Here is a 21,083-nt window from a genome sequence, read left to right as displayed (position 1 = left end):
GCGAACGTCAGTTGGCAATCACGCTCATATTCCGCCCGCTGGCTTTGGCCACGTACAACGCCTTGTCAGCGGCACCAATCAAGTCCTCGGTGCGGGTTTGTGACGCCGGGTCGTAGCCGCACACGCCAACGCTGACCGTGACTACGCCTTCGGGACTTTCACTGTGCAGCAGGTTCGCCGACTGCACCGCCCGACGGATTTTTTCCGCCACCAGAAACGCCCCCACGTAGTCGGTACCGGGCAGAACCACGGTAAACTCCTCGCCCCCAAAACGCGAGGCCAGGTCACCGGGGCGCTGGATATGCCCGGTGATGACGGTCGCGATCGCGCGCAAACACTCGTCACCGGCCAGGTGACCATAGCGATCGTTGAACGCCTTGAAATGATCGACATCGATCATCAGCAGCGAGAGACCCGTCAGGTTGCGCCGCGCGCGCCCCGTTTCCGCCTGAATGAACAGGTCGAACTGGCGGCGGTTGGCCAATCCGGTCAGCGCATCTTCCAGCGCCAGCAACTCCAGGTTGCGATTGAGTCCGAGCAGTTTTTCCTGGTATCCGAGCAACTCGACCTGGATGCGGTTCTGCTGCTGCATCAACTTGATCAGGCGATAGCCGAGCACGCCCAGAAAACCCAACAGCAACGAAACGATGGCCGCGCTGAGCAACGATTGCTTGCGCCAGCCGGTCAGCACTTCGTCCTTGTTCAACGCGGCAAACACAATCAGCGGATAGCCCTCGACCCGGCGATATCCCACCACCCGCTCGACACCGTCTATGGTCGATTTGAGCATCGCGGTACCCGCGCTGTCCTTGGGCAGCAACTGCGTGAACAGCGGGCTCTTGGCCAGACTGGAGCCAATGTCCGCCTCATTGAACGGCCGACGCACGACGATGGTGGCGTTGTCGGCGATCAGGTTGATCACGCCGTTATTGCCCATGTCGATGCTGTCGTAGAGCTGCAGGAAATGACTGAGATAGATCGTCGCCAGCGCCACGCCGGCAAAACTGCCATCGGCATGATTGATCCGCCGTGACACGGTCATGATCCATTCGCCGCTGGAGCGGCTCTTGATCGACGGCCCGATGTGCGGCCCGCGATCAGGGTGATCGCGGTGGAAAATAAAATATTCGCGGTCGGAATTATTGGCGACGCCGACTTCGGCGCCATTGGAGTTGGCGATCCACTGCCCGGTTTCGTCATAAACGAACAAGCCATGGACCTGGCTCAGTTCACTGCGCTGGGCACTGAGCAAGCGCTGCAAACGGTTGAGCCGGGTCTGGTCGACGCCCTCGTTTTCCAGGCGATCGACCAGGGCAAACAGCAGCGTATCCGCCTGCTTGATCGACGCCTGCGCTTGCGAGGCCAAGGTCTGCGCAAGGTTGGACATCGCCACTTCCTTGTCATGCAGGTGGTACTGGCGCGAACTCCAGGTTTCCCAGATGACAATCACCGCCATCGACAGGCACACGGCAATCAGCAGCGTCACTGCCGAATGGACCTTCAGCCGGGCGACACCGGGCCGGTCTTTTTCGATACGGTCGTAAATGGACGGATGCCCCATGAAGTTCGCTCCTTGAAGCTTGTAAAAAAACAGGCTTCCTGCCAGTCAGTCAAGCCATAACAACAATCCGTAGCAGCTGGCGAAGCCTGCGTTCGGCTGCGCAGCAGTCGTGAAACCAGAGCATGCAGTTCGTCAGTCAGGCCGCGCCAGCCGAATTACGACTGCTGCGCAGCCGAACGCAGGCTTCGCCAGCTGCTACAAGGTAAGGCATCGGAACAGGATTAGCGCTTCACCGCCTCCAGCCACGCCGGATCCAGTCGCGTCTGCTCGAGATCTAGCCCCAATGCTTGCATCTTCGCCTCGTGTTGCTGCATTTCCCGGCGCAATTGCCCATGGTCGCTGGAGTTGCCGTCCAGTTGGTGCATCTGGTTCAACCCCAGATGATAGAAGCGCAACAATTTCATCGCAGTCGGATCGCCCGCGTTCACGGCAGCCGTGACGTGGTGCATGACATTGGTCACGCTCATCAGGCTGCGCTTGAGTTGCCAACTATAGACCGCTGGCGCCATCCATTCCTGGGTCCAGAACACCTTGCGCATCAGCGCCGCCATCAGCAGCACCGCGGCAAACACGCCGCCGATGTTGAAGCGCAGATTGTCCCCGCCGGGTTCGCCGAACAACGCCACCGCCGCCGTGGACAGCGCCATCGCCAACGCCACGAAAGTCAGGGCAATGATCAGCGTGCTGCGCCGCGTCTGTTGCCGGTAGGTCTCGGCGTTCATCGGCTGGATTTCGAACATTACGTCGGGTTTCCTTGAGTCAGAGGCAAAAAGACAACGGGCCATTATCGCCTCCGCGAGGGATTTAGCTATGCTGGGGCTCCTTTTCATCTTTTCATCGTCAATCGGGGACATGGCGAGACCGCGCAGTTCGTGCCATCTTCTTTCATGGATACACACTATTCGGATGTCATTCGTTGTTCCTGCGCGAATGTCATCGTTTTAAGGATCATTGAATGACCCAACGACAAGTAATCAACGCTTCGGTCAGCCCGAAAGGCAGCCTGGAAACACTCTCTCAACGGGAAGTCCAGCAACTGAGCGAAGCCGGATCCGGCAGCACCTACGACATCTTCCGCCAATGCGCCCTGGCCATCCTCAACACCGGCGCCCACGTCGATAACGCCAAGACCATCCTCGAAGCCTACAAGGACTTCGAAATCCGCATTCACCAACAAGACCGCGGCGTACGCCTGGAACTGCTGAACGCGCCGGCCGACGCCTTCGTCGATGGCGAAATGATCGCCAGCACCCGTGAAATGCTGTTCAGCGCCCTGCGCGACATCGTCTACACCGAAAACGAACTCGACAGCCAACGCATCGACCTGAGCACTTCCCAGGGCATCAGCGACTACGTCTTCCACCTGCTGCGCAATGCCCGCACCCTACGCCCCGGCGTCGAGCCGAAAATCGTGGTGTGCTGGGGCGGTCACTCGATCAACACCGAAGAATACAAATACACCAAGAAAGTCGGCCACGAACTGGGCCTGCGCAGCCTGGACGTGTGCACCGGTTGCGGCCCCGGCGTGATGAAAGGCCCGATGAAAGGCGCGACCATCGCCCACGCCAAGCAGCGCATCCACGGCGGCCGTTACCTTGGCCTGACCGAGCCCGGGATCATTGCCGCCGAGGCACCGAACCCGATCGTCAACGAACTGGTGATCCTGCCGGACATCGAGAAACGCCTGGAAGCCTTCGTCCGCGTCGGCCACGGCATCATCATCTTTCCGGGCGGTGCCGGTACGGCCGAAGAGTTCCTGTACCTGCTCGGCATCCTGATGCACCCGGACAACGAAGGCCTGCCCTTCCCGGTCATCCTCACCGGGCCGAAACATGCCGCGCCGTACCTGGAGCAATTGGATGCCTTTGTCGGTGCCACGCTGGGTGAAGCCGCCAAGCAGCATTACCAGATCATCATCGACGATCCGGCCGAAGTTGCCCGGCAGATGACCGCGGGTCTCAAAGCGGTGAAGCAGTTCCGCCGCGAGCGCAACGACGCGTTCCACTTCAACTGGCTGCTGAAAATCGACGAAGGCTTCCAGCGCCCGTTCGACCCGACCCACGAAAACATGGCCAACCTGAAACTGAGCCGCGATCTGCCGGCCCACGAACTGGCGGCCAACCTGCGTCGCGCGTTCTCCGGCATCGTCGCCGGTAACGTCAAGGACAAGGGCATTCGCCTGATCGAACAACACGGTCCGTACCAGATCCGTGGCGATGCGGCGGTCATGCAGCCGCTGGATCAGTTGCTCAAGGCGTTCGTTGCCCAGCACCGGATGAAACTGCCTGGTGGTGCGGCGTATGTGCCGTGTTATCGGGTGGTTGCATAACCCAAGGAAAACAAGCCGAAGCGATTGCTTCGGCTTGTGACCTTATCTTCAGCGCTTGACCGCCACCCACGTAAAACACATCGGCAACTGCGCCGCCTGCTGCTGATAGCGGTCATAGAGTTCCTCGCGGTTGGAATGCGGGTACTCCTTGAAGTGGCTGATCTGCAACCCCGCCGCAATGGCAGCGCTGAAAATGTCGCCCAGGGTGTGGGCGAACCAATAGGACGGCGCAGCCTGTTGTTCGACTTTGCCTTCGTAGACGATCGGTTCGTTTTGCACGAACGGCTCACGGCGAAAATACGAACTGGCCAAGCCATAAGGGTCCGCTGCTTCGGGATCGAACATTTCCAGGAACGGGTGGGTTTCGTACACCACCAGCGCACCGCCCGGTTTCAAGGTTTTCGCCACATGGCGGAAAAATTCGCCGATGTCCGGCATCCAGCCCAATACGCCGATGGTGATCAGCGCCACATCAAAACGCTCATGCAGTTCACGGGGCAAGTGATGAATGTCGGCCTCGATGAACGTTGGCGCATGGGGTGAACGCGATGCCAGTTCCCGCGCCTGTTCGAGAAACGCCGAAGACTGATCGACACCCACCACCTGCCGGGTACCCAAGGCAAACAGGGAAAGGCTTTCACGGCCGTTGTTGCAGCCCAGTTGCACCACGTCCTTGCCGTCGACCCCGACCTCGGTCAGCACGCCGGTCAGGGTCTCATCCAGGCAGGAAAAATCCGCATGAATCACCGCGTTCCAGTGCACTTGCCATTCAGGAGAGTGTTTGTGGTGGCGGGCGGAGTCGTTCCAGGCCTCGCGATTGCTGGCGATGACGTTTTCTTTTGTCGGCAGTTCCATTGCACGCTCCAGTATCGGGTCTTTGATTGAGGCCTGTAGCAGCTGTCGAGCTCCAGCGAGGCTGCGTTCGGCGGTGGAGTAAATGTATCGCAAAACCCGACTTTTGCGAGGACTGCGTCCTCGAACGCAGGCTTCGCCAGCTGCTACAGGTCGCGTTGCGCCAAGGAACGCTATAGTTAATGGCCTTGGGGATATGCGCGAAATCCGATGCCGCAGGTGCTGCCATGAAGAAGACCGAACAAACGCTGTTGCTTGCCCTTTGCCTGACCACCGCCACCTGGGCACAGGCAGACGACAGCCTGATGCAAACCGACCAATCGACCACTGAATTCCACTATTACGGGGCCGACCAACCCTTCGCCCATCCCGCGCCGCCCTCACTGAGCACAGTGCCACCGGGGGCCTACATTTCGACATCACCCCAGACCTTTATCCCGGTTTCCAGCGAGCACGTGTTTTCCGACTCGCGGTTGCCGACGGTAGCCGATGCCACCGTTCGTGTGTTCATTCGCACCTACGATGAGGAGCGCGGCGTCTACGTGAACCAGGAGGTCATCGACCCGACGTGCATGCTGGCGTGCCTGAGCGGGCAGAGCCCGGCCCTGTAGGCAACGCTACCACTGCCGTTTGTCCGGACGCGCCAGGCCCAGTTTTTCGATCCGGTAACGCAGCATGTCGCGGCTCAGGCCCAGCAGCCTTGCGGACTTGGTGACGTTCCAGTCGGTCTTGTCGAGCATTTTGCGCACCATGTCACGCTCGACTTCCGGCAAGTTCATCGACTCGGTGCCGTTGTAGACCGGACGCGGTTCGCTGGGTGGCAGTTCGTGTTGAAACATCGCCGGCTCATCCACCAGGCTCAGGCACACATTCAACTGATGGGCCGCAATGGTGTCGCTCTGGGCCAGCAGCACGGTCTGTTCGAGCATGTTGCGCAATTCCCGCACATTGCCCGGCCAGGTGTAATTGAGCAGAAGATCTTCGGCTTGATCGCTGAAGTGCAGGTTCGGCTTGCCATAGCGCTTGCCATGACTGGCCAGAAAGTGCCGGGCCAGCAGCAGGATGTCTTCGCCCCGCGCATACAGGCGCGGCACCTTGATCGAGATGATGCGCAGGCGGAAAAACAGGTCGCGGCGGAACTTGCCCTGCTGGACCATTTGTTCGAGGTTGCAGTTGGTCGCGCTGATCACCCGCAGATCGACTTTGCGCTCCTTCACCGAACCGACCCGGCGGATGGTCCGGTCTTCCAGCAGCTTGAGCAGCTTGGCCTGCAGAATCAGATCCATTTCCCCGACTTCATCGAGAAACAGCGTACCGCCGTCAGCCGCTTCCACCAGCCCGACTCGACGATCCTTGGCGTCGGTGAAGGCGCCCTTCTCGTGGCCGAACAGCTCTGACTCCACCAGGTTGGCAGGGATCGAGGCACAGTTGAATTCAATGAATGGCCCTTTGCTGCGGGGGCCATCGAAATGCAGGGCACGGGCTACCAGTTCCTTGCCGGTGCCGGTCTCGCCTTCCACCAGCACCGGCGGCAGGTCGGAGTTGGCCATGCGGCGCTCGGCGTCGAGCAACTGGGCAATGGTGCCCTTGAGGTAGACCATCGGCGCGGAATCACCGATCAGCGCCTGAACCCCGGATTTCTGCGCTTCGCGTTCCTGATAGAACGACAGCGTGCGTTCCATGCGTTCGGTGGCCAGCGCCTTGTCCAGCAGCAACTTGAGCTCCGGCAAAGCCACCGGTTTGGTCACGTAGTGGAACGCGCCTTCCTTCATCGCCACGACCGCGTCTTCGACGTTGCCGTAGCCGGTCATCATGATCACTTTCAGATCCGGCGCGTTGATGCGCAGCTTCTGGATCAGGTCGTGACCACTCATGCCCGGCAACGAGTTATCGGTCAGCACCACGTCAGGCAAGAACGTCTTCAGTTGATCCAGTGCGTCTTCAGCCGAGTGGCAGACAGTCACCTCGAAGTCCTTGCGCTCCAGGTAAGTCTGAATATTCTCGGCGAGGAGTTCATCATCCTCGACCAGCAGTATGCTGTGCTCCATATTCCCCTCCCGTTGCTACTTTAAAGTTCAGACTTACGCGGGTTCCTTCCTGCTCCTGGCTGGTCAGTTCGACCGAACCTTCGAAACGCTCCATTATTCTTTTGACCAGGGCCAGGCCAACGCCCAACCCTCCTTGTTTGGTGGTGAAGAACGGCTTGAAGACCATTTGCTGTTGCTGCTTGGTCATGCCTTTGCCGGTGTCGTTGAGGATCATGCACACCTGTCCCGGCGCCGGTGTGTCAATCTCGATGCTCAACGTCCCGCCCTTGGGCATGGCCTCCAGGGCATTGGCAAACAGGCTATTGAGAATCTGCGTGAGCAGCACCTGTTGGCTGACGACCGGTGGAACGCTTTTGGGCGTGAAGCGCACCTCGACATTCGAGCGTTTGATCAGCGGTTCGAAAGCGCCGAGGGTGTCGTCGATGGCCAGCACCAGATCGACCTCTTCGTAGTCGTCATTGACCGGACGCAACGACACCAGCAACTCGCGGACCCAACGTGACATGCGGTCGACCTGACTGATGATGTCGCCGATGTTTTTCTGCGCGCTCTGGCTGGCGATTTCCTGGGCCAGTTCGGCGCTGGAGCGGATGTTCGCCAGCGGATTGCGCAGGCTGTGGGCAACCGCCGAGGACATTTCCCCGAGCGCGACAAAGGTTTCGTTGGCGACCAGTTGTTTTTGCTGGCTCTGCAACAGCATGGCCGCGCGCCGCACGATCCAGAACAGTCCGAGGTAAATCGCCGCGCCACCGAGCAGGGTCGCCAGCCAGATCGACTTGAACCCGCGCTGGATGCGCTCCACCAGATCGGCCGGCTCCTTGTAGATTTCCACCATGGCAATCACTTTGCTTTTGTCGGCGTTGAACATCGGGATGTAGTTTTCGATGAACAGGTACTGCGGTTCACGCAGCAAACGTTGCTCGGGACGCTCCTCATCGATTTCGTGGTAACTGGTGGACACCGGTTCCTTCATTTCGAAGGATTCGTCCAGCTCTTGGTCGTCTTCAATCTTCACGCCGATCAGTTCCGGGTTGGTCGACCACACCACTGTGCGGTCCTGCGCGTAGACCGTAGCCAGCAGAATGTCCGGCAGATGCTCCACATGATCGAGAAACTCGATGCGCGAAGACGCACGGGCTGCCGGATCGACGTCGGCGTAAGCGTTTTCATCCCGCGGGTCGAGCATCTCGGCCATGGTCCGGGTCGGCGTGATCTGGGCATGACGAATTTCGGCCTCGCCAATGGCCTGGACAAACTGCGCGGTCAGCATCGAATCGCGCTCGATACTCTCTTCAACCACAAAACGCGTGGAAATGTAGCCCAGCCCCAGCGCCACCGCGGCGATGATGAAAAAGCTCGCCAACGAGAACCAGCGCACCAGATTGAACGGCGGCCGCCAATCCTTGCCTTCTGCTGCCGGTGCACTCGGCGCAGGTTTTTTTTGTTCGTCCAGTGTCTGCATGGGACTGTCCTGGTTGCTGGTATTCAAGCCTTTTCAGCCGTGTTTCGAATCAGTGTAGGTGGCATTGATCGCAATGCCTGAGCAATGGAGGTATTTCGCCACTATTGCACCCGGGTCTGGTCAGGAGATGCGATGGCATGGTGGTGTTCGGGCTCCTCGTTGCCGGCGGTCAACGGTGTTACCGGCGGATGTTGGCGATCGGTTTCCTCTTGCAAAAACTCGATGATCGACTGTGCCGAATGCTCGTCCATGCGCAGGTTGGGCATGGGAATCTTGTCGAAGCGTTCGAACAGCTCCATGGCAATCGGGTCTTTCTCGGCAAGCATGCGGTCCGGTTCGCGAATCCAGCGGTTGAGCCACGCGGGATCGCGCTGGCGCGTCACGCCGATCAGGTCCGGGCCGATGCTGCGCAGGCCGATGCCCTGCCCGTCCAGAGGGCCAAGGCTGTGGCATGACGCACAACGGGTGCGGAACAATTCCTCGCCATTGCTCGGCGGACGAATTTCAGGAGCATTGGCGTAACTTTCCGCGATGCTCGGTTGTTTCCAGTTATGCAAAGTGTTTGCCAATTGATCGGCCAGAATCCACGGGTTCTCGAAAGGCGAGGCTTTCATCCAGCGTCCGGTTTCCTGGTTGCCGACGATCAGGCTCAGGTTGTGGTCTTTGCTGCGACCGTTGTCGACGCCTTCGATGAACAAACCGAGCTTCTGCCGCAGTTCGGTGACGTCGGCAAATTCCCCGGTGAGGAACTGCCAGCCCGGCCCGACCTGGAAGCGTTGCGCATAGGCCTTGAGCACCGCTGGGGTATCGCTCAACGGATCGATGCTGATGGAGTAGAAAAAGATGTCCTTGCCGACCCGGTCGCCGAGCAACTTTTGCACCTGGCGCAGGCGTGCGGTTTCCAGCGGACAAGAGTCGCTGCACGAGGTGAAGATGAAGTTGATCACCACCACCTTGCCCTTGATCAGGTCATCGAAAAAACGCACCTGCCGACCGTCCTGGTCGGTCAGCAGCGTGTTGGGGAAATAGTCGCCACCCCACGGGGTGGCGGATTGCGAAGCGGATGCCGTGGCAGCCGTGGATGCCGGTGCGGGGGTGGGTTCGGGTGTCGGCGGCGCCGGGTTGGCGACCAGTAGCTGGCTGGCCAGCAAACAGGTCGCCAGCACCAGTACCAGATGCATGCCCAAGGCACGTGTGCGCGGTGTATGCGGCTTCATGTCGACACCCTCCCGGTTCATTTCTTGACTGTCACTTGTGGACCCATGCCGTCGCCGGTACGGAAGGTTGGCAGTGCGGCAGAGTTCACGTAGCGCACGCCATCCCAGCTCGGCAGCGGTGTCGGCATCAACTGGAATTGCCCGGGTTTCTCAATGTCCCAACGCAGCAGCATCGAGTTGTCCTCATGCTGGGTGTTGTGACAGTGCTCCATGTAAGTCCCGGCGAACTCGCGGAAGTTGATCGCCATCTCGACGCTGTCCAGGCCATCGTTTTCCGAACCGATGCGGTACACGTCCTTGCGCGCCCATTTTTCCCATTCCGGTGGTGCCTTGCCGCCACGGCTGAGGATGATCCCTTCCTCGAAGTGCACATGCACCGGGTGGCTCCAGCCCTTGCCGCCGGCCTTGATGTTCCACACCTCCAGGGTGCCGAACCCGGCGATCCCGGCATCGGTGGGACCGCTGGCCAGTTGGGTCGAAGCGTTCAGGCGACGCGGGTCCATGTGGAAGCCGAAGCCGCCATCGGTCTTGACCGTCCACGGAGCTTCATCGGTGCCGTCGGAACGGCCGAAGGTGAAGGTGCGGTGACGGGCGTTGGCCAGCAGCGCCTTGTCGGCGGCGTTGTCGCGGTGGATCTTCAGCGGGATCATCACCAGGCCTTCAGCCTTGCCCGGTTTGGCCGGTTCATACGCCGCCGGGTCCATGGCCAGGTCCTGACCGGTGTAGGCCTTGACGTTGAGTTGCAACACCTTGCCAATCGCGGGATCACCCTTGTCCCATTGCGGTCCTTTGCTCGATTGCTTGATCACCGCCAGGTATTTTTCGGACAGCACGTCAGCCAGGGAGATCGGCTCTTTCGGGCCTTTGCCATCGTCGTGTGCCAGCAGGTTGACGAAGAACACCTTGTCCCCTGGCTTGATGCCGTTTTTCGCGAAGTTGACGATGATGTCGAAGCGCTCGGCAATGCCCTGGGTCGGCAGGATCGCGTTGTGGTTCTGCTTGTCGCCATCGGCGTCGAGGTCCATGGTGCCGTCGAATGGCACGCTGTGTTCCATGATGTTGCCGTCGTTGGCGATCATGTGGAACGGCACCCTGGCGTAGGACACGCCCGAACCTTTCGGCCCCTGGAACTCGCCACTGCTGCCCTTGATTTCCCGCACCAGCGCCAGTTTGAAGTAGCGCGACACGGAACCGTTGAGCATGCGGAAGCGATAGCTGCGGGCGCGTACGTCGAGGGTTGGTTTCCACTGCCAGTTGACCAGCACCTGGTCACCGAGGAAGCCGTCGGTGTTGAACGGGTTGAACCACAGTTGACCGTTTTGATCCCAGGCCTTGTCGGCGAACACCAGGTTGACGTCGTAGTCGCGGTTACCCCACGGCAAGGCGCTGCCGCTGGGGAAACGCAGGTTGACCCCGTCGTTCACCGACTCGTTGCCACGGTCGAGGGCGCTGTAGTAGTTCATCATCGCCGCGTTGCCCTTGTAGACGTTCTGCGCGGTGAAATCGAGCATGTGATCGTGGAACCAGTGGGTGCTCATGGTTTCGCGCCAGTCGCCACGGATCTTGATGGTGCCGTGGTCGCAGGTCTTGAGGCCGGGGCTCATGTCATTGGTCCACAGGGTTTCACCCGGCGAGCAAGGGAACGCCGCGCGTGGGTCCTGCGCTTTGGTGTTGATGCTGTCGTAACCGGCCAACTGGATCGGCCAGCGATAGTCGTAGTACTGGCCGGGGAAGAAAAACGCGTTGGCATAGCCATCGCTTTCCGCCGGTGCGTGACCGTTGTGTTCGTGGGTGCTGATGGTGTGCAGACCGAAGCCCATGTTGGCCGCCGGGTCGATGGGCAAACCGTTGTAGTGACGCATCAGCACCGGTTGGCCGTAGCGCACCATCAACAGTTTTGGCGGCAAGGTGCCGTCGAAGGTCCATACCGAATTGTGGTTCTGCACCGGCATGTTGGGGTGGAAACGCGCGTCGACACCCTTGGAAGTACCGTCCGTTGCCGGAACGCCGGCGACGTTGTGGTACAGGCCGCCGGGCCCGAACTCACCCATGGCATAGCCGTGCATCTGCCGCGCGTCACGCAAGCCGCCGTTGATCCGCGCACCGGTCTGCACGGTTTTGTAGGCGTTTTGCGGGTAGAACTCGTTCCAGCGCTGATGTGACCAACCCTTTCCTGGCGGACGCCCTTCAGCGGAAGAACCGATGTGGCGGTTGAGGAAGTACTCGATCTGCGCCTGCCACGGATTGCGGTCCACCGAGTTGGAGAACTGACTGGGGAACGGGGTCAATCCGGGCTGCTTCAGGAACGTATCGAGTGCCGGGCCTGGCGGTGCGCTGCGGGCCGCGCTGGCAGGGTCTTGCGCCGGCAAGGGGCCGATGGCCACCGGTGGAAACGGCAAGGGTGCCGCCGGTGTGGTGGGGTCGAGTTTTTCCGGCCCGAATTCTTCGAACAGCAGCAGTTGCTGAGTGAATGGCAGCGCGCCATACAACGGACTGGGCTTGCCATTGGTGGGGTAGTTGAAACTGGTCTGCTGACTGGGCGGCAGTTTGTTTTCTACCCGAGTGGTATCGCGTGAGCCTTTGACGCCATCCGGCAAATCGAAGGAATCTTCGTTGGCCTCCGGCATGGTCAAAATCGCGTTCAATGCGCCGGCCTTGTCCGCCGGTTCGTCGTAGTAAGCCGAAGGATCGGAAGGCTCTGGCTGTCGTTCATCATCGATCGGGCTGGCGCGCAACGTCCCTGTACTTAGCGTCATCGTCAAAGCGACGCTCAACGGCGTCAACAGACCAAACCATTTGAAGGGATACCGCGCTTTTATGTCCATCACCAGCCGCCTCGTATGCGTGAAGGGGGTGATGGAGGTTTTGCAAGGAACTCGCCAAATTTGTAACTGCTTTTTACAAAAGTATTAATAACCAACAAAACAATGGCTTATCAACATCAATGTGCCATGCCCTGGGAAAGCGACTGGGGAATGACACCCGCTAACGGGGAAAGTTCGCCCCCATTGTCAGGGAACCAACTTGAACGACAGACGGACACAGGTGCCCTCGCCTTCGCGGCTATCGAGGGTCACCGAGCCGCCAAAACGCTCCATGATCCGCTTGACCAGCACCAACCCGACGCCGAGGCCACCCTGCTTGGTGGTGAAGAACGGACGGAACGCCATGGCGCGCTGTTCTTCGGTCATGCCTTTGCCGGTGTCGCTGACCACCACGCACACGCCACGGGCATCGGTCGGCTCCAGGGTAATGGCCAGCGTGCCGCCTTCGTCCATCGCTTCCAGCGCATTGGCCAGCAAGCTGTTGAGGATCTGCGTGAGCTGCACCTGCTGGCTCAACACCATCGGTGTCTCTTTGGGCTCGAACACTACGTTGACCCGCCCCTTGGCAATCTGCTGCTCGAACGCCATGAGGCTGTCGTGCAACGACGCTACCAGGTTGACCGGTTCGGCGTCGTCATTGAGCGGTCGCAAGGATTGCAACAACTCGCGTACCCACTTCGACATGCGATCGACCTGACCGATGATGTCGTTGATGTTCTTGTGCGCCGGACCACTGTCGAATTCCAGTGCCAGCTCGGCGCTGGAGCGAATGGTCGCCAATGGATTGCGCAGACTGTGGGCGACCGCCGATGACATCTCGCCCAAGGCGACAAAGGTTTCGTTGGTGATCAGTTGCTTTTGCTGGGTCGCCAGCAGAATCGCCGCCCGACGCACAATCCAGTACAACCCCAGGTAAATCAGTCCGCCACCCAGAGCCGTGGCCAACCAGATCAACACCAGCCCGCGCTCCATGCGGCTGATCAGGTCCTTGGGCTCCTTGTAGATCTCGACCATTGCCGTGACGTTGTTGCCGTCGGCATCGAACAGCGGAATGTAGTTTTCGATGAAGATGTATTCCGGTGGCGTGATGAACTTCTGTTCCATGCGCGCATGGTCGACATCGTGATAACTGGCCGACACGGGCTGCTTCGAAGCGAACGCTTGATCCAGATCGTCATCGACATGAATCGTGGTGCCCATCAGGGCCGGATTGGTCGACCAGATGATCATGCGGTCGGGGGCATAGATGTTGGCGAGGATCACGTCCGGCAAGTGTTCGATGTGATCGAGGAATTCGCCCCGGGCGTTGGCGCGGGCCAGCGGGTCGACCTCGGGAAAGTCGCGGTCCTTGCGCGGATCAAGCAGCTCGCCCATGGTCCGCACGTTGGGAATCGACACGTGGCGCACCTCGGCCGAGGCGATCGCCTGGATGAACTGCGACGTCAACAGCGCATCGCGTTGCACACTTTCGGTAATCACGAATTTGGTCGACACCGAACCCAACGCCACCGCCACGGTGCCGATCACCGCCATGCTGATCAGCGAAAACCAGCGCAGCAGGTTGAACGGCTGTTTGCGCGTGCTCAAGCGAATGTCAGCCTTGTCGGTGGCCAGTGTCTTTGCAAGCGTGGTCATGGATGTTGTTCCCGGAAATCCCCTACAAGGTTTATAGCCCACTGCTGGCAGTTTGCCTGACGACGGGCTTCTTTCCCCCACCCTGCCCCATTGCCCCCATCTACCCCCAATCCTGGGGAAAGAGCCCCTTTCCCATTTCCGGGGAAACCCTTCCCCAGCGCCGGGCAAACGCCTGTGCACCGGGCCTCTCACGGCCGTTTTCTGCGGTTGGCATGGGAGTTGCCGAAGCCCTGTCAACTGACCCATATCCAAGGGGCAGGTACTCTGATAGAGGGAATACTCATGCACCCTTTACTGTCCAAAACCACGATCGCCCTGATCGTGAGCGCTCTGGCCCAAGGCGCTGCCCAGGCTGCGCTGTTTGCTGTAGATCCCGGCCCCTACGTACCAGCCACAGGTGGCTTCGCCTCTTGGTATCAGGACACCCATGGTCGAACCCTTGATCTGTGTCTGACAAAAGCTGTCAGTTCAAGGGTTCCAGGCGTCCCCGGCACGCCGTCCTACATGTGCCTTTTGGGTGCCGTTCCCGGTGTTTTCGACGATACACAACCCATCGTTTTCCCGACCAATTTTCCCGATGAAGCGTTCTGGTTTACCGGCGACGGCTCCATCGTCGATGCTGCCCGAGGCATCGACCTGACCTATGTCAGCGCCGTAGAAGCCGCCTTTGCCGCAGAAGAACCGAAAGAAGGCGATCAGGTCAGTTTTGGCCGTATCCGTATCCGGGTCGACGTGCCCACCGCCGGGGTCTACACCATCACCCACCCCTACGGCGTCGACATCTTTGACGTGCCCGCCGGGGGCCGCCGCGCGATCAACATGACCCGGGACATCGGTATCGGCACACCGAAAACCTACGATGGCGCACTCAAAAGCGACATCGGTCCGTTCCTGCGCAGCGTCAACGGCCCCTACACCGAGACCAACCCGGTCACCGGTGCAGCCGAGCAGTTCGTTGGCGATCCAAATCTGGAAGAAGCCTTCACCGGCAGCCCTTTCAACACCAACTTCATCCGCATCGAAGGGCCCAACGGACTGGACTTGCGCACCACGGTGATGGCCATTTCCGGCAAGTTGTCGACGGTAGTCCGCCCAACTCCGATCATCGCCGAACGCAGCACGTACTCGCGTAAAGCCGGTGCCAGCGCACCGGTGGCGCAACAAGACGTTTTCGTGATGGCGCCACCGCCACCGGCCATCGTGACGCTGGACAGCAACAGCCCAGTGCTGAACCTGACCGAGGCCAACACCGCCGGCCACTGGTATGCACAGTCCGCCACCAACCCGACGTTGCCGAGCACCCTGTTGGTGACCGCTGACAACCATCTGGCCATCGCGACCAGCACACCCACCTCCTTGTCCATGCCGCTGACCGACCTGGTAGTGATCTCACGAGCCGAGTACAGCCTGAGCAGCGGACAGATCACTGTCGTGGCTTCGACCAGTGATGAAACTTCGCCACCGGTCCTCACCGTCACCACCGGCACCGGGGTCGCCATCGGCGCCCTCAGCGGCGATGGCGCGGTGAAATCCCTGTCGACCGGCATCTCGCCGATTCCACCGGCCAAGGTTCACGTGGCGTCATCCAATGGCGGCGGCGACACCGAAGAAGTGGTCATCGTGCAATGAACGCTCTCATGCCCAGATCTGCATCAGGAGGCATCATGAACAAGTGGCCACGCTTCGCGCTCAACGCGCTCGGGCTGACTCTCTCGCTAACTGGCAGTGCGTTCGCGCAACTCACTGCCGTCGACCCCGGCCCCTACACCTTCGCCACGGGGAAATTCCCCATGTGGTACCAGGACAGCAGTCTGCTGAAACTGGAACTGTGTCAGTCGAAGGCAACCAGCTCGCGCTCACCCACCGCACCGGGCGCGCCCACCTACATGTGCATACTGAATCCGGAACCCGGTTTTTTCGATGACACGTTGCCGATCGTGTTCCCGGATAACTGGCCACCGGAAGCCTTCTGGTTCCTCGCCGAAACCAGCATCAACGATGTCGGTGGGTATGGCGTGGACGCCTATGTGGCCGGGATCGAAGCGGCATTCTCTGCCGAAGACCCCATCGACGGCGACCAGGCTAGCTTCGCGCGGATTCGTCTGCGGATAAACGTGCCGGTTGCAGGCACCTACACCATCACTCACCCATACGGCGTGGAAACGGTCAACGTCACCACCCCGGGCCGTCGGGCGATCAACATCACCCGCGACATCGGCATCGGCGCACCGGGCAACTTCAGCGGCGCGCTCAATGGTGACGTCGGACCGTTCCTGCAAAGTGTCAACGGCCCTTACACCGAAGTGAACCCGGAAACCGGCGCCATCGAAACCTTCGTCGGTGATCCGAACCTCACCGAGGCGGTCAAAGGCAGCCCCAACAACACCAACTTCCTGCGCATCGTGGGCCCGCCCGGGACCATCCAGACCAACCTCTTCACCGTGTCCGGCAAGATCCTCGACAGCCGCGCGCAAACCCCTGTGGAGATCGGTCGCGCGACTTACCGTCGCGTCGCTTCAGGTACCCGGGTCGAAGTGTTCGGCAAATCGGCGAACAATTCGGTCCTGTGCTTCCGCGAAAGCGTGGCCCTGGTTGCCGGACCACCACAAACGCCATGCCTGACCGGCATGCTCGGCGACAACACCGGCCAGTTCTTCGGCCATCGCCTGACCGGCAGCACCGTACCTCCGGTAGTGGTAGTCACCGCAACGGATCCGACCAGCACCAACCGGCCGACGGCGGTATCCAGCAAAGTCTCCGACGTGGTGAAAGTGCAGACCGCTCGCTACAGCTGGAGCAACCACAGCCTGCTGATCGAAGCCACCTCGTCTGACGAAGTCGTGGTACCGGACATGGTTGCCCAAGGCTACGGACGGTTGACCAAGTCCGGCACCCTGCAACGCCTGACCGTCGCCGACCTGACTCAGCCGCCAGCCACCGTGACGATCAAATCGGCCTCGGGCGGTAGCGATACCGAGCCAGTCGTAGTGGTCGGGACTGCGCCGGACACCGGTGAAAACCAGGCGCCGATCTCTGTCGCCGACAGTGGCACCACCACCGCCGGTATTCCCGTCACCCTCAACCTGGTGGCCAACGACAACGATCCGGACAACAACACGCCACTGAGCATCTCGTCGTTGACCCCAGCGGTCGGCGGCGGCTCGGTAGCATTGAGCAGCACTTCCACGGTGGTCTATACCCCGCCGGCGGTGGTCACTGCTCCGTTGACCGCGACCTTCACCTACAAGGCTCAAGACGCCAAAGGCCTCGCCTCGACCACTGCGGCGACCGTGACCGTCACCGTGAATCCGCCGCCTAACCAGGCGCCGGTGGGTGTGGCTGACAGCATCTCGACTCAGGGCACCGCCGCAGTAAACATCAACGTGTTGGCCAACGACAGCGATCCGGACGGCAACGGACCTCTGGCTATCGCCAGCGTGACGCCACCACCGGCCGGTCGCGGCACCGTGGCCATCAATGGCACAGCGGTTACCTACACGCCACCGGCGGTGATCCTCCTGCCTTTCACTACGACCTTTACCTATGTCGCACGGGACAGCCTCGGCGCCCTGTCGGCACCGGTCACCGTCACGGTGCAAGTCTCACCGCCTCTGGTGCTTGAAGTCTTCAACGTAACGGCTGCCACCGTCACCGCACGTGCCGGCAACCGCTTTACCTGGAACTTCACCGGTACGTCCTCGACGATCCTCGGCAACACCGTGACCATCCAGGTCACCACGCCGACCGGTCTGGTCACCCTGGGCACGGCCAACGTGGCGATCACCGGGCGCTGGACCTTGAACGTCACGAACGCGGTCGTCCCATCGGTCAACCCGACGGCGACCATCCGATCCACACCGGGCTCTGTACGCACCGTCAACGTCACCGTGCAGTAAGCGCTCGCCCCACCGGCCGACCCGGCTGGTGGGGCAAGCCCTCAACCAAAGGACAAGGCCATGAAAACGTCGACCGCCGCCCTGCTCTGCCTGCTTCTGCTTTGCAGCAGCGCAGGCGTACGCGCCGACGATTTGATGGAAAACGATGACCTGGCGCCCGGCGCCGATCTCGGCGAGCTGCCACCTCCGGTGGGCCAGCAAGCACTGATCGACCAGAACGGCCAGGCCAACATCGCGCTGTTGCAACAGAACGGCCAGTCGCTGCTCGGCCAGATCGTCCAGTCAGGCAGCAATCAGGAAGCCTACATCCTGCAACAAGGCAGCGACCTGATGGCATTGATCAACCAGCAGGGTTCCGGCAACGCCGCATCGATTACCCAATCGGGCAGCCACAACCGTGCGCAGATTTCCCAGAACGGCAACAACAACGACGCCAACATCGTCCAGGCCGGCACGGGTCAGCAAGCCGCTGTGACCCAGGCCGGCAATGGCATGAGCGTCTCGGTCACTCAATATCGCTAAAGCACTGCACCACTTGGAGGTTTCATCATGTTCAAACTGACGCCCATAACCGCCGCCATACTGGTCGTAATCAGTGCCCAGGCATTGGCGGATGACAGCGAGTCCATCCAGAACCAGTTCGGTACCGCCAACATCGCCGATGTGAAGCAGAGCGCCGCACCGTTCAGTACCGCCACCCAGCAGCAACTCGGCTCGGGCAACGACGCGGCCGCCGTGCAGGACCACGCGACCAGCACCATTACCCAGACCCAGGTCGGCGACTACAACGCCGGTTACGCCGAGCAACTGTACGAGGACAACAGCACCATCACCCAGACCCAGACCGGCAGCGCCAACGTCAGCCATGCCAGTCAATCGATCGGTGTCGGCGGCGGCGAAGCCCTGCAACTGCAGCAAGGCAGCGGCAACTTCTCGTTCATCTATCAGGACAGTCAGGAAAACACATCCGGCCAGACCTACCAGTACGGTGACAGCAACGAGGCCAACATCGAACAGATCCAGCTGGGCACGGCCAACAACGCCGTGATCATCCAGTACGGCACCGCCAACTACGCGACCGCCGAACAGATTGCCCAGATGGGCGGCCAGATCAACATCAACCAGGCCGGCAGCACCAACTACGCCTATGGCGACCAGCGCTACGGCGAAGGCGGCACCCTGACCATCAACCAGTATGGCGACGGCAACGGCACCGAAGTCTGGCAAGACACCCAGATCAACGCCCAGGCCACCATCAACCAGTACGGGCAGACCAACGAAGCCATCGTCGACCAGAGCTTTGGCCAGGACAACGTCGCCACCGTGCTGCAAGTCGGCGACCTCAACGCCATCTACGCCGACCAGTTCGAGTCGCTGGGTTCTACCGTCGCGCTCTATCAACAGGGCACCGGCAACGTGCACTTCACTTACCAGAGCGGCGACAGCCATGTGCTCAACGCCAACTCGGTGGGTAACGACAACAAGGTCTACGCCAGCAACTGGAAAGGCCCGCAACTGGGCGGCCAGTTCGGCAGCGGTCAGCGCGCCACCGTCAACCAGGCCGGCAATGGCAACGTCGCCAGCTTCACCCAGGACGGCATCGGCCACATCATGACCACCAACCAGACCGGTACTGGCAACAAAACCACGGTCAGCCAGACCAACTCGTTCAACGAGCTGTACTTCGACCAGAACGGCACCGACAACATCCTGATCTCCGATCAGCGCGGCACCACCAACCTGGCCCAAGGCAGCACCAACGGCACCGGCAACAGCACCGAGTTCAACCAGGAAGGCACCGGCAACCAGGCGTACACCACACAGGTGTACGGCGACGACAACATGATCACCGTCAAACAGGCTGACACCATGAACGTGGCCTATGTCACTCAGGGCGGTACTGGCAACATTGCCAGTGTTGATCAGAGCGGCAACTACCAGAACGCCAACGTGCAGCAGTTTGGTACGGCCAACCAGGCAACAGTGTTGCAGCAGTAATCGCGCGGCGTGAAAAACCGCGGCCCTTGAGGGGGGGTCGCGGTTTTTTTATTGTGGCAGGGATTGTGTTAGCTCTGCGGATCGAGGTTATCCAGTGCCCGGTTCACCGCCAGTTCGCCGAGCATGATGATCTGCGCAATGCCCAGCAGTGAGTTGCGATGAGGCGTATCCAGGAACCCCGCGAGATCACTGGCCATGACGCTGGCCGAGGCCAGGGATTCGCAAGCGTGGGCCAACAGGGACTCGGTGTTGATGTCGGGGACGATGGTGAACATCGTGCTGGGTTGGCGCGGTGATTCAGGGTCTTTTGGAGGATTGAGATGGTAATCCAACGCGCGGTCGGCGGCTTCGTGGAGCTTTTTGGAATCGGGGGAATCGTAGGGGGAAACGTTGTCGGTTTCGGGGGGGTTGGGTGTTGGCTTGGGCATGGTGGAGCTCCTTATACCTAGTGAAACCACCAAAACCTGTCGCTAAACAAGTGAGGGTGGCAGCTGTACGCAGGTTAGCGAACCGGGAGGTATAAGACCCGGCAGACCCGAAGGTCTCCCGCGCACAGCCACCATGTCGAAAATTGCAACCGCAGAACGCATGCAATTGAGACTTGGCTTGTCGCGCTTATACCTGGTCAGGTCGCTAAACCCGGTCGCTGATTGACAGCGACACGTAAACGATAAAGACCAGGGACAAGGCGCACAAGCCGGCGGATTCTGACGTAGTTGTAGGCAACGACGCAAGGTTATGTAGCTTTCAGGAAGATACGCCGACGGCTTTTAAACACGCCTCCGAGACCCATCGAAAATCCCTGTAGGAGCGAGCCCGCTCGCGATGCGGTGTGTCAGACAACATCACTGCTGAATGACACACCGCCATCGCGAGCAGGCTCGCTCCTACAGTTGAATTGGGTGCATCTGAGAGGGATTGGTTGGCTGGCAGGCCGCCATCGCTGGCAAGCCAGCTCCCACAGGGACCGGGTCAATCTTCAAGACCCAGATCGGCTGTCTGGCCGTCATCGCGGGCAAGCCTTGCTCCTACAGAGAAGAAAAGGCAAAGGCAAAGACAAAGACAAAGACAAAACGGTGTACGCCGTCGCTCTTAACCACTCAACAGGCCGAGCGTTAGCTCGCCTGCCGCTCTTGATCTTGATCCACCCGCCCCATCGGCAGGCTGAGTGGAGGCGTTCATCCGGGGGTGGGCGCGCAGCGCCGTGCGGCGAAGCCGCACACATCGAGAGGAGGTCGTCGCGAAGCAGACCGGAGGCGA

General features: G+C 60.4%; 15 protein-coding genes. 6 read left to right on the top strand and 9 right to left on the bottom strand.

Features of this window, described 5'->3' with window-relative positions:
• Positions 1-7: 7 nt before the first annotated feature.
• Together ACM110_RS23220 and ACM110_RS23215 are read right to left on the bottom strand one after the other, a co-directional pair.
• On the bottom strand, positions 8-1,561 hold the full coding sequence (locus tag ACM110_RS23220) for a sensor domain-containing diguanylate cyclase (protein WP_416129602.1): 1,554 nt from the start codon (positions 1,559-1,561) through the stop codon (positions 8-10).
• A gap of 221 nt (positions 1,562-1,782) precedes the next feature.
• On the bottom strand, positions 1,783-2,301 hold the full coding sequence (locus ACM110_RS23215; protein ID WP_416129601.1) for a DUF3087 domain-containing protein: 519 nt from the start codon (positions 2,299-2,301) through the stop codon (positions 1,783-1,785).
• A 215-nt stretch (positions 2,302-2,516) separates the two neighbouring features.
• Here ACM110_RS23215 and ppnN point away from each other — a divergent pair, with 215 nt between their 5' ends.
• The gene (ppnN, locus tag ACM110_RS23210; protein WP_338586019.1) at positions 2,517-3,890 is read left to right on the top strand and encodes a nucleotide 5'-monophosphate nucleosidase PpnN; all 1,374 of its coding nucleotides are present in this window, start codon (positions 2,517-2,519) and stop codon (positions 3,888-3,890) included.
• 48 nt (positions 3,891-3,938) lie between these two features.
• On the opposite strand, the gene ACM110_RS23205 is transcribed toward ppnN, so the two are convergent.
• Positions 3,939-4,745 (bottom strand): class I SAM-dependent methyltransferase, encoded by an 807-nt coding sequence (locus ACM110_RS23205; RefSeq protein ID WP_416129600.1) that lies wholly within the window; start codon positions 4,743-4,745, stop codon positions 3,939-3,941.
• A 224-nt stretch (positions 4,746-4,969) separates the two neighbouring features.
• Between ACM110_RS23205 and ACM110_RS23200 the strand changes: the two genes are divergently transcribed.
• On the top strand, positions 4,970-5,353 hold the full coding sequence (locus tag ACM110_RS23200; RefSeq protein ID WP_338586017.1) for a hypothetical protein: 384 nt from the start codon (positions 4,970-4,972) through the stop codon (positions 5,351-5,353).
• Between the two features lie 6 nt (positions 5,354-5,359).
• Here ACM110_RS23200 and ACM110_RS23195 read toward each other — a convergent pair whose 3' ends face one another.
• From ACM110_RS23195 to ACM110_RS23175, 5 genes are all read right to left on the bottom strand, one after another.
• Positions 5,360-6,790 (bottom strand): sigma-54-dependent transcriptional regulator, encoded by a 1,431-nt coding sequence (locus ACM110_RS23195; RefSeq protein ID WP_416129599.1) that lies wholly within the window; start codon positions 6,788-6,790, stop codon positions 5,360-5,362.
• On the bottom strand, positions 6,759-8,252 hold the full coding sequence (locus ACM110_RS23190; protein ID WP_416129598.1) for a sensor histidine kinase: 1,494 nt from the start codon (positions 8,250-8,252) through the stop codon (positions 6,759-6,761). Before ACM110_RS23190 ends, ACM110_RS23195 begins: the two co-directional genes overlap by 32 nt.
• A 101-nt stretch (positions 8,253-8,353) precedes the next feature.
• Positions 8,354-9,469, bottom strand: a complete 1,116-nt coding sequence (locus ACM110_RS23185) for an SCO family protein (protein WP_416129597.1) — start codon at positions 9,467-9,469, stop codon at positions 8,354-8,356.
• A 17-nt stretch (positions 9,470-9,486) separates the two neighbouring features.
• Positions 9,487-12,294 carry a multicopper oxidase domain-containing protein gene (locus tag ACM110_RS23180; RefSeq protein WP_416129596.1) on the bottom strand — a complete coding sequence of 936 codons (2,808 nt, stop codon included), beginning with the start codon at positions 12,292-12,294 and terminating at the stop codon, positions 9,487-9,489.
• A 186-nt stretch (positions 12,295-12,480) separates the two neighbouring features.
• Positions 12,481-13,929 (bottom strand): sensor histidine kinase, encoded by a 1,449-nt coding sequence (locus ACM110_RS23175; RefSeq protein ID WP_416129595.1) that lies wholly within the window; start codon positions 13,927-13,929, stop codon positions 12,481-12,483.
• 282 nt (positions 13,930-14,211) lie between these two features.
• Between ACM110_RS23175 and ACM110_RS23170 the strand changes: the two genes are divergently transcribed.
• Genes ACM110_RS23170 through ACM110_RS23155 form a run of 4 tightly spaced genes read left to right on the top strand, consistent with a single transcriptional unit; the run spans position 14,212 to position 19,823 of the window.
• Positions 14,212-15,558, top strand: a complete 1,347-nt coding sequence (locus tag ACM110_RS23170; RefSeq protein ID WP_416129594.1) for a hypothetical protein — start codon at positions 14,212-14,214, stop codon at positions 15,556-15,558.
• A gap of 35 nt (positions 15,559-15,593) precedes the next feature.
• Positions 15,594-17,825: an Ig-like domain-containing protein gene (locus ACM110_RS23165; protein WP_416129593.1), complete on the top strand. Its 2,232-nt coding sequence runs from the start codon at positions 15,594-15,596 to the stop codon at positions 17,823-17,825.
• Positions 17,826-17,885: 60 nt separating this feature from the next.
• Positions 17,886-18,347: a curlin gene (locus ACM110_RS23160; protein WP_338586009.1), complete on the top strand. Its 462-nt coding sequence runs from the start codon at positions 17,886-17,888 to the stop codon at positions 18,345-18,347.
• 27 nt (positions 18,348-18,374) lie between these two features.
• Complete coding sequence (locus ACM110_RS23155) at positions 18,375-19,823, top strand: curlin (RefSeq protein ID WP_416129592.1); 1,449 nt, start codon at positions 18,375-18,377, stop codon at positions 19,821-19,823.
• Positions 19,824-19,891: 68 nt separating this feature from the next.
• Here ACM110_RS23155 and ACM110_RS23150 read toward each other — a convergent pair whose 3' ends face one another.
• Positions 19,892-20,251 (bottom strand): DUF6124 family protein, encoded by a 360-nt coding sequence (locus ACM110_RS23150; protein ID WP_416129591.1) that lies wholly within the window; start codon positions 20,249-20,251, stop codon positions 19,892-19,894.
• Between the last annotated feature and the right edge of the window lie 832 nt (positions 20,252-21,083).

It is taken from the genome of Pseudomonas sp. NFX98, from assembly GCF_047784845.1.
In the GTDB taxonomy this organism is placed as follows: Bacteria; Pseudomonadota; Gammaproteobacteria; order Pseudomonadales; family Pseudomonadaceae; genus Aquipseudomonas.
Note: the sequence above shows the minus strand (reverse complement) of the source record. Positions and strands in the feature narration are given on the sequence as shown.

Excerpts from the sequence above, each read along its gene's own strand:
- ACM110_RS23220 (WP_416129602.1), bottom strand. The coding sequence starts at position 1,561 with ATGGGGCATCCGTCCATTTACGACCGTATCGAAAAAGACCGGCCCGGT.
- ACM110_RS23215 (WP_416129601.1), bottom strand. The coding sequence starts at position 2,301 with ATGTTCGAAATCCAGCCGATGAACGCCGAGACCTACCGGCAACAGACG.
- ppnN (WP_338586019.1), top strand. The coding sequence starts at position 2,517 with ATGACCCAACGACAAGTAATCAACGCTTCGGTCAGCCCGAAAGGCAGC.
- ACM110_RS23205 (WP_416129600.1), bottom strand. The coding sequence starts at position 4,745 with ATGGAACTGCCGACAAAAGAAAACGTCATCGCCAGCAATCGCGAGGCC.
- ACM110_RS23200 (WP_338586017.1), top strand. The coding sequence starts at position 4,970 with ATGAAGAAGACCGAACAAACGCTGTTGCTTGCCCTTTGCCTGACCACC.
- ACM110_RS23195 (WP_416129599.1), bottom strand. The coding sequence starts at position 6,790 with ATGGAGCACAGCATACTGCTGGTCGAGGATGATGAACTCCTCGCCGAG.
- ACM110_RS23190 (WP_416129598.1), bottom strand. The coding sequence starts at position 8,252 with ATGCAGACACTGGACGAACAAAAAAAACCTGCGCCGAGTGCACCGGCA.
- ACM110_RS23185 (WP_416129597.1), bottom strand. The coding sequence starts at position 9,469 with ATGAAGCCGCATACACCGCGCACACGTGCCTTGGGCATGCATCTGGTA.
- ACM110_RS23180 (WP_416129596.1), bottom strand. The coding sequence starts at position 12,294 with ATGGACATAAAAGCGCGGTATCCCTTCAAATGGTTTGGTCTGTTGACG.
- ACM110_RS23175 (WP_416129595.1), bottom strand. The coding sequence starts at position 13,929 with ATGACCACGCTTGCAAAGACACTGGCCACCGACAAGGCTGACATTCGC.
- ACM110_RS23170 (WP_416129594.1), top strand. The coding sequence starts at position 14,212 with ATGCACCCTTTACTGTCCAAAACCACGATCGCCCTGATCGTGAGCGCT.
- ACM110_RS23165 (WP_416129593.1), top strand. The coding sequence starts at position 15,594 with ATGAACAAGTGGCCACGCTTCGCGCTCAACGCGCTCGGGCTGACTCTC.
- ACM110_RS23160 (WP_338586009.1), top strand. The coding sequence starts at position 17,886 with ATGAAAACGTCGACCGCCGCCCTGCTCTGCCTGCTTCTGCTTTGCAGC.
- ACM110_RS23155 (WP_416129592.1), top strand. The coding sequence starts at position 18,375 with ATGTTCAAACTGACGCCCATAACCGCCGCCATACTGGTCGTAATCAGT.
- ACM110_RS23150 (WP_416129591.1), bottom strand. The coding sequence starts at position 20,251 with ATGCCCAAGCCAACACCCAACCCCCCCGAAACCGACAACGTTTCCCCC.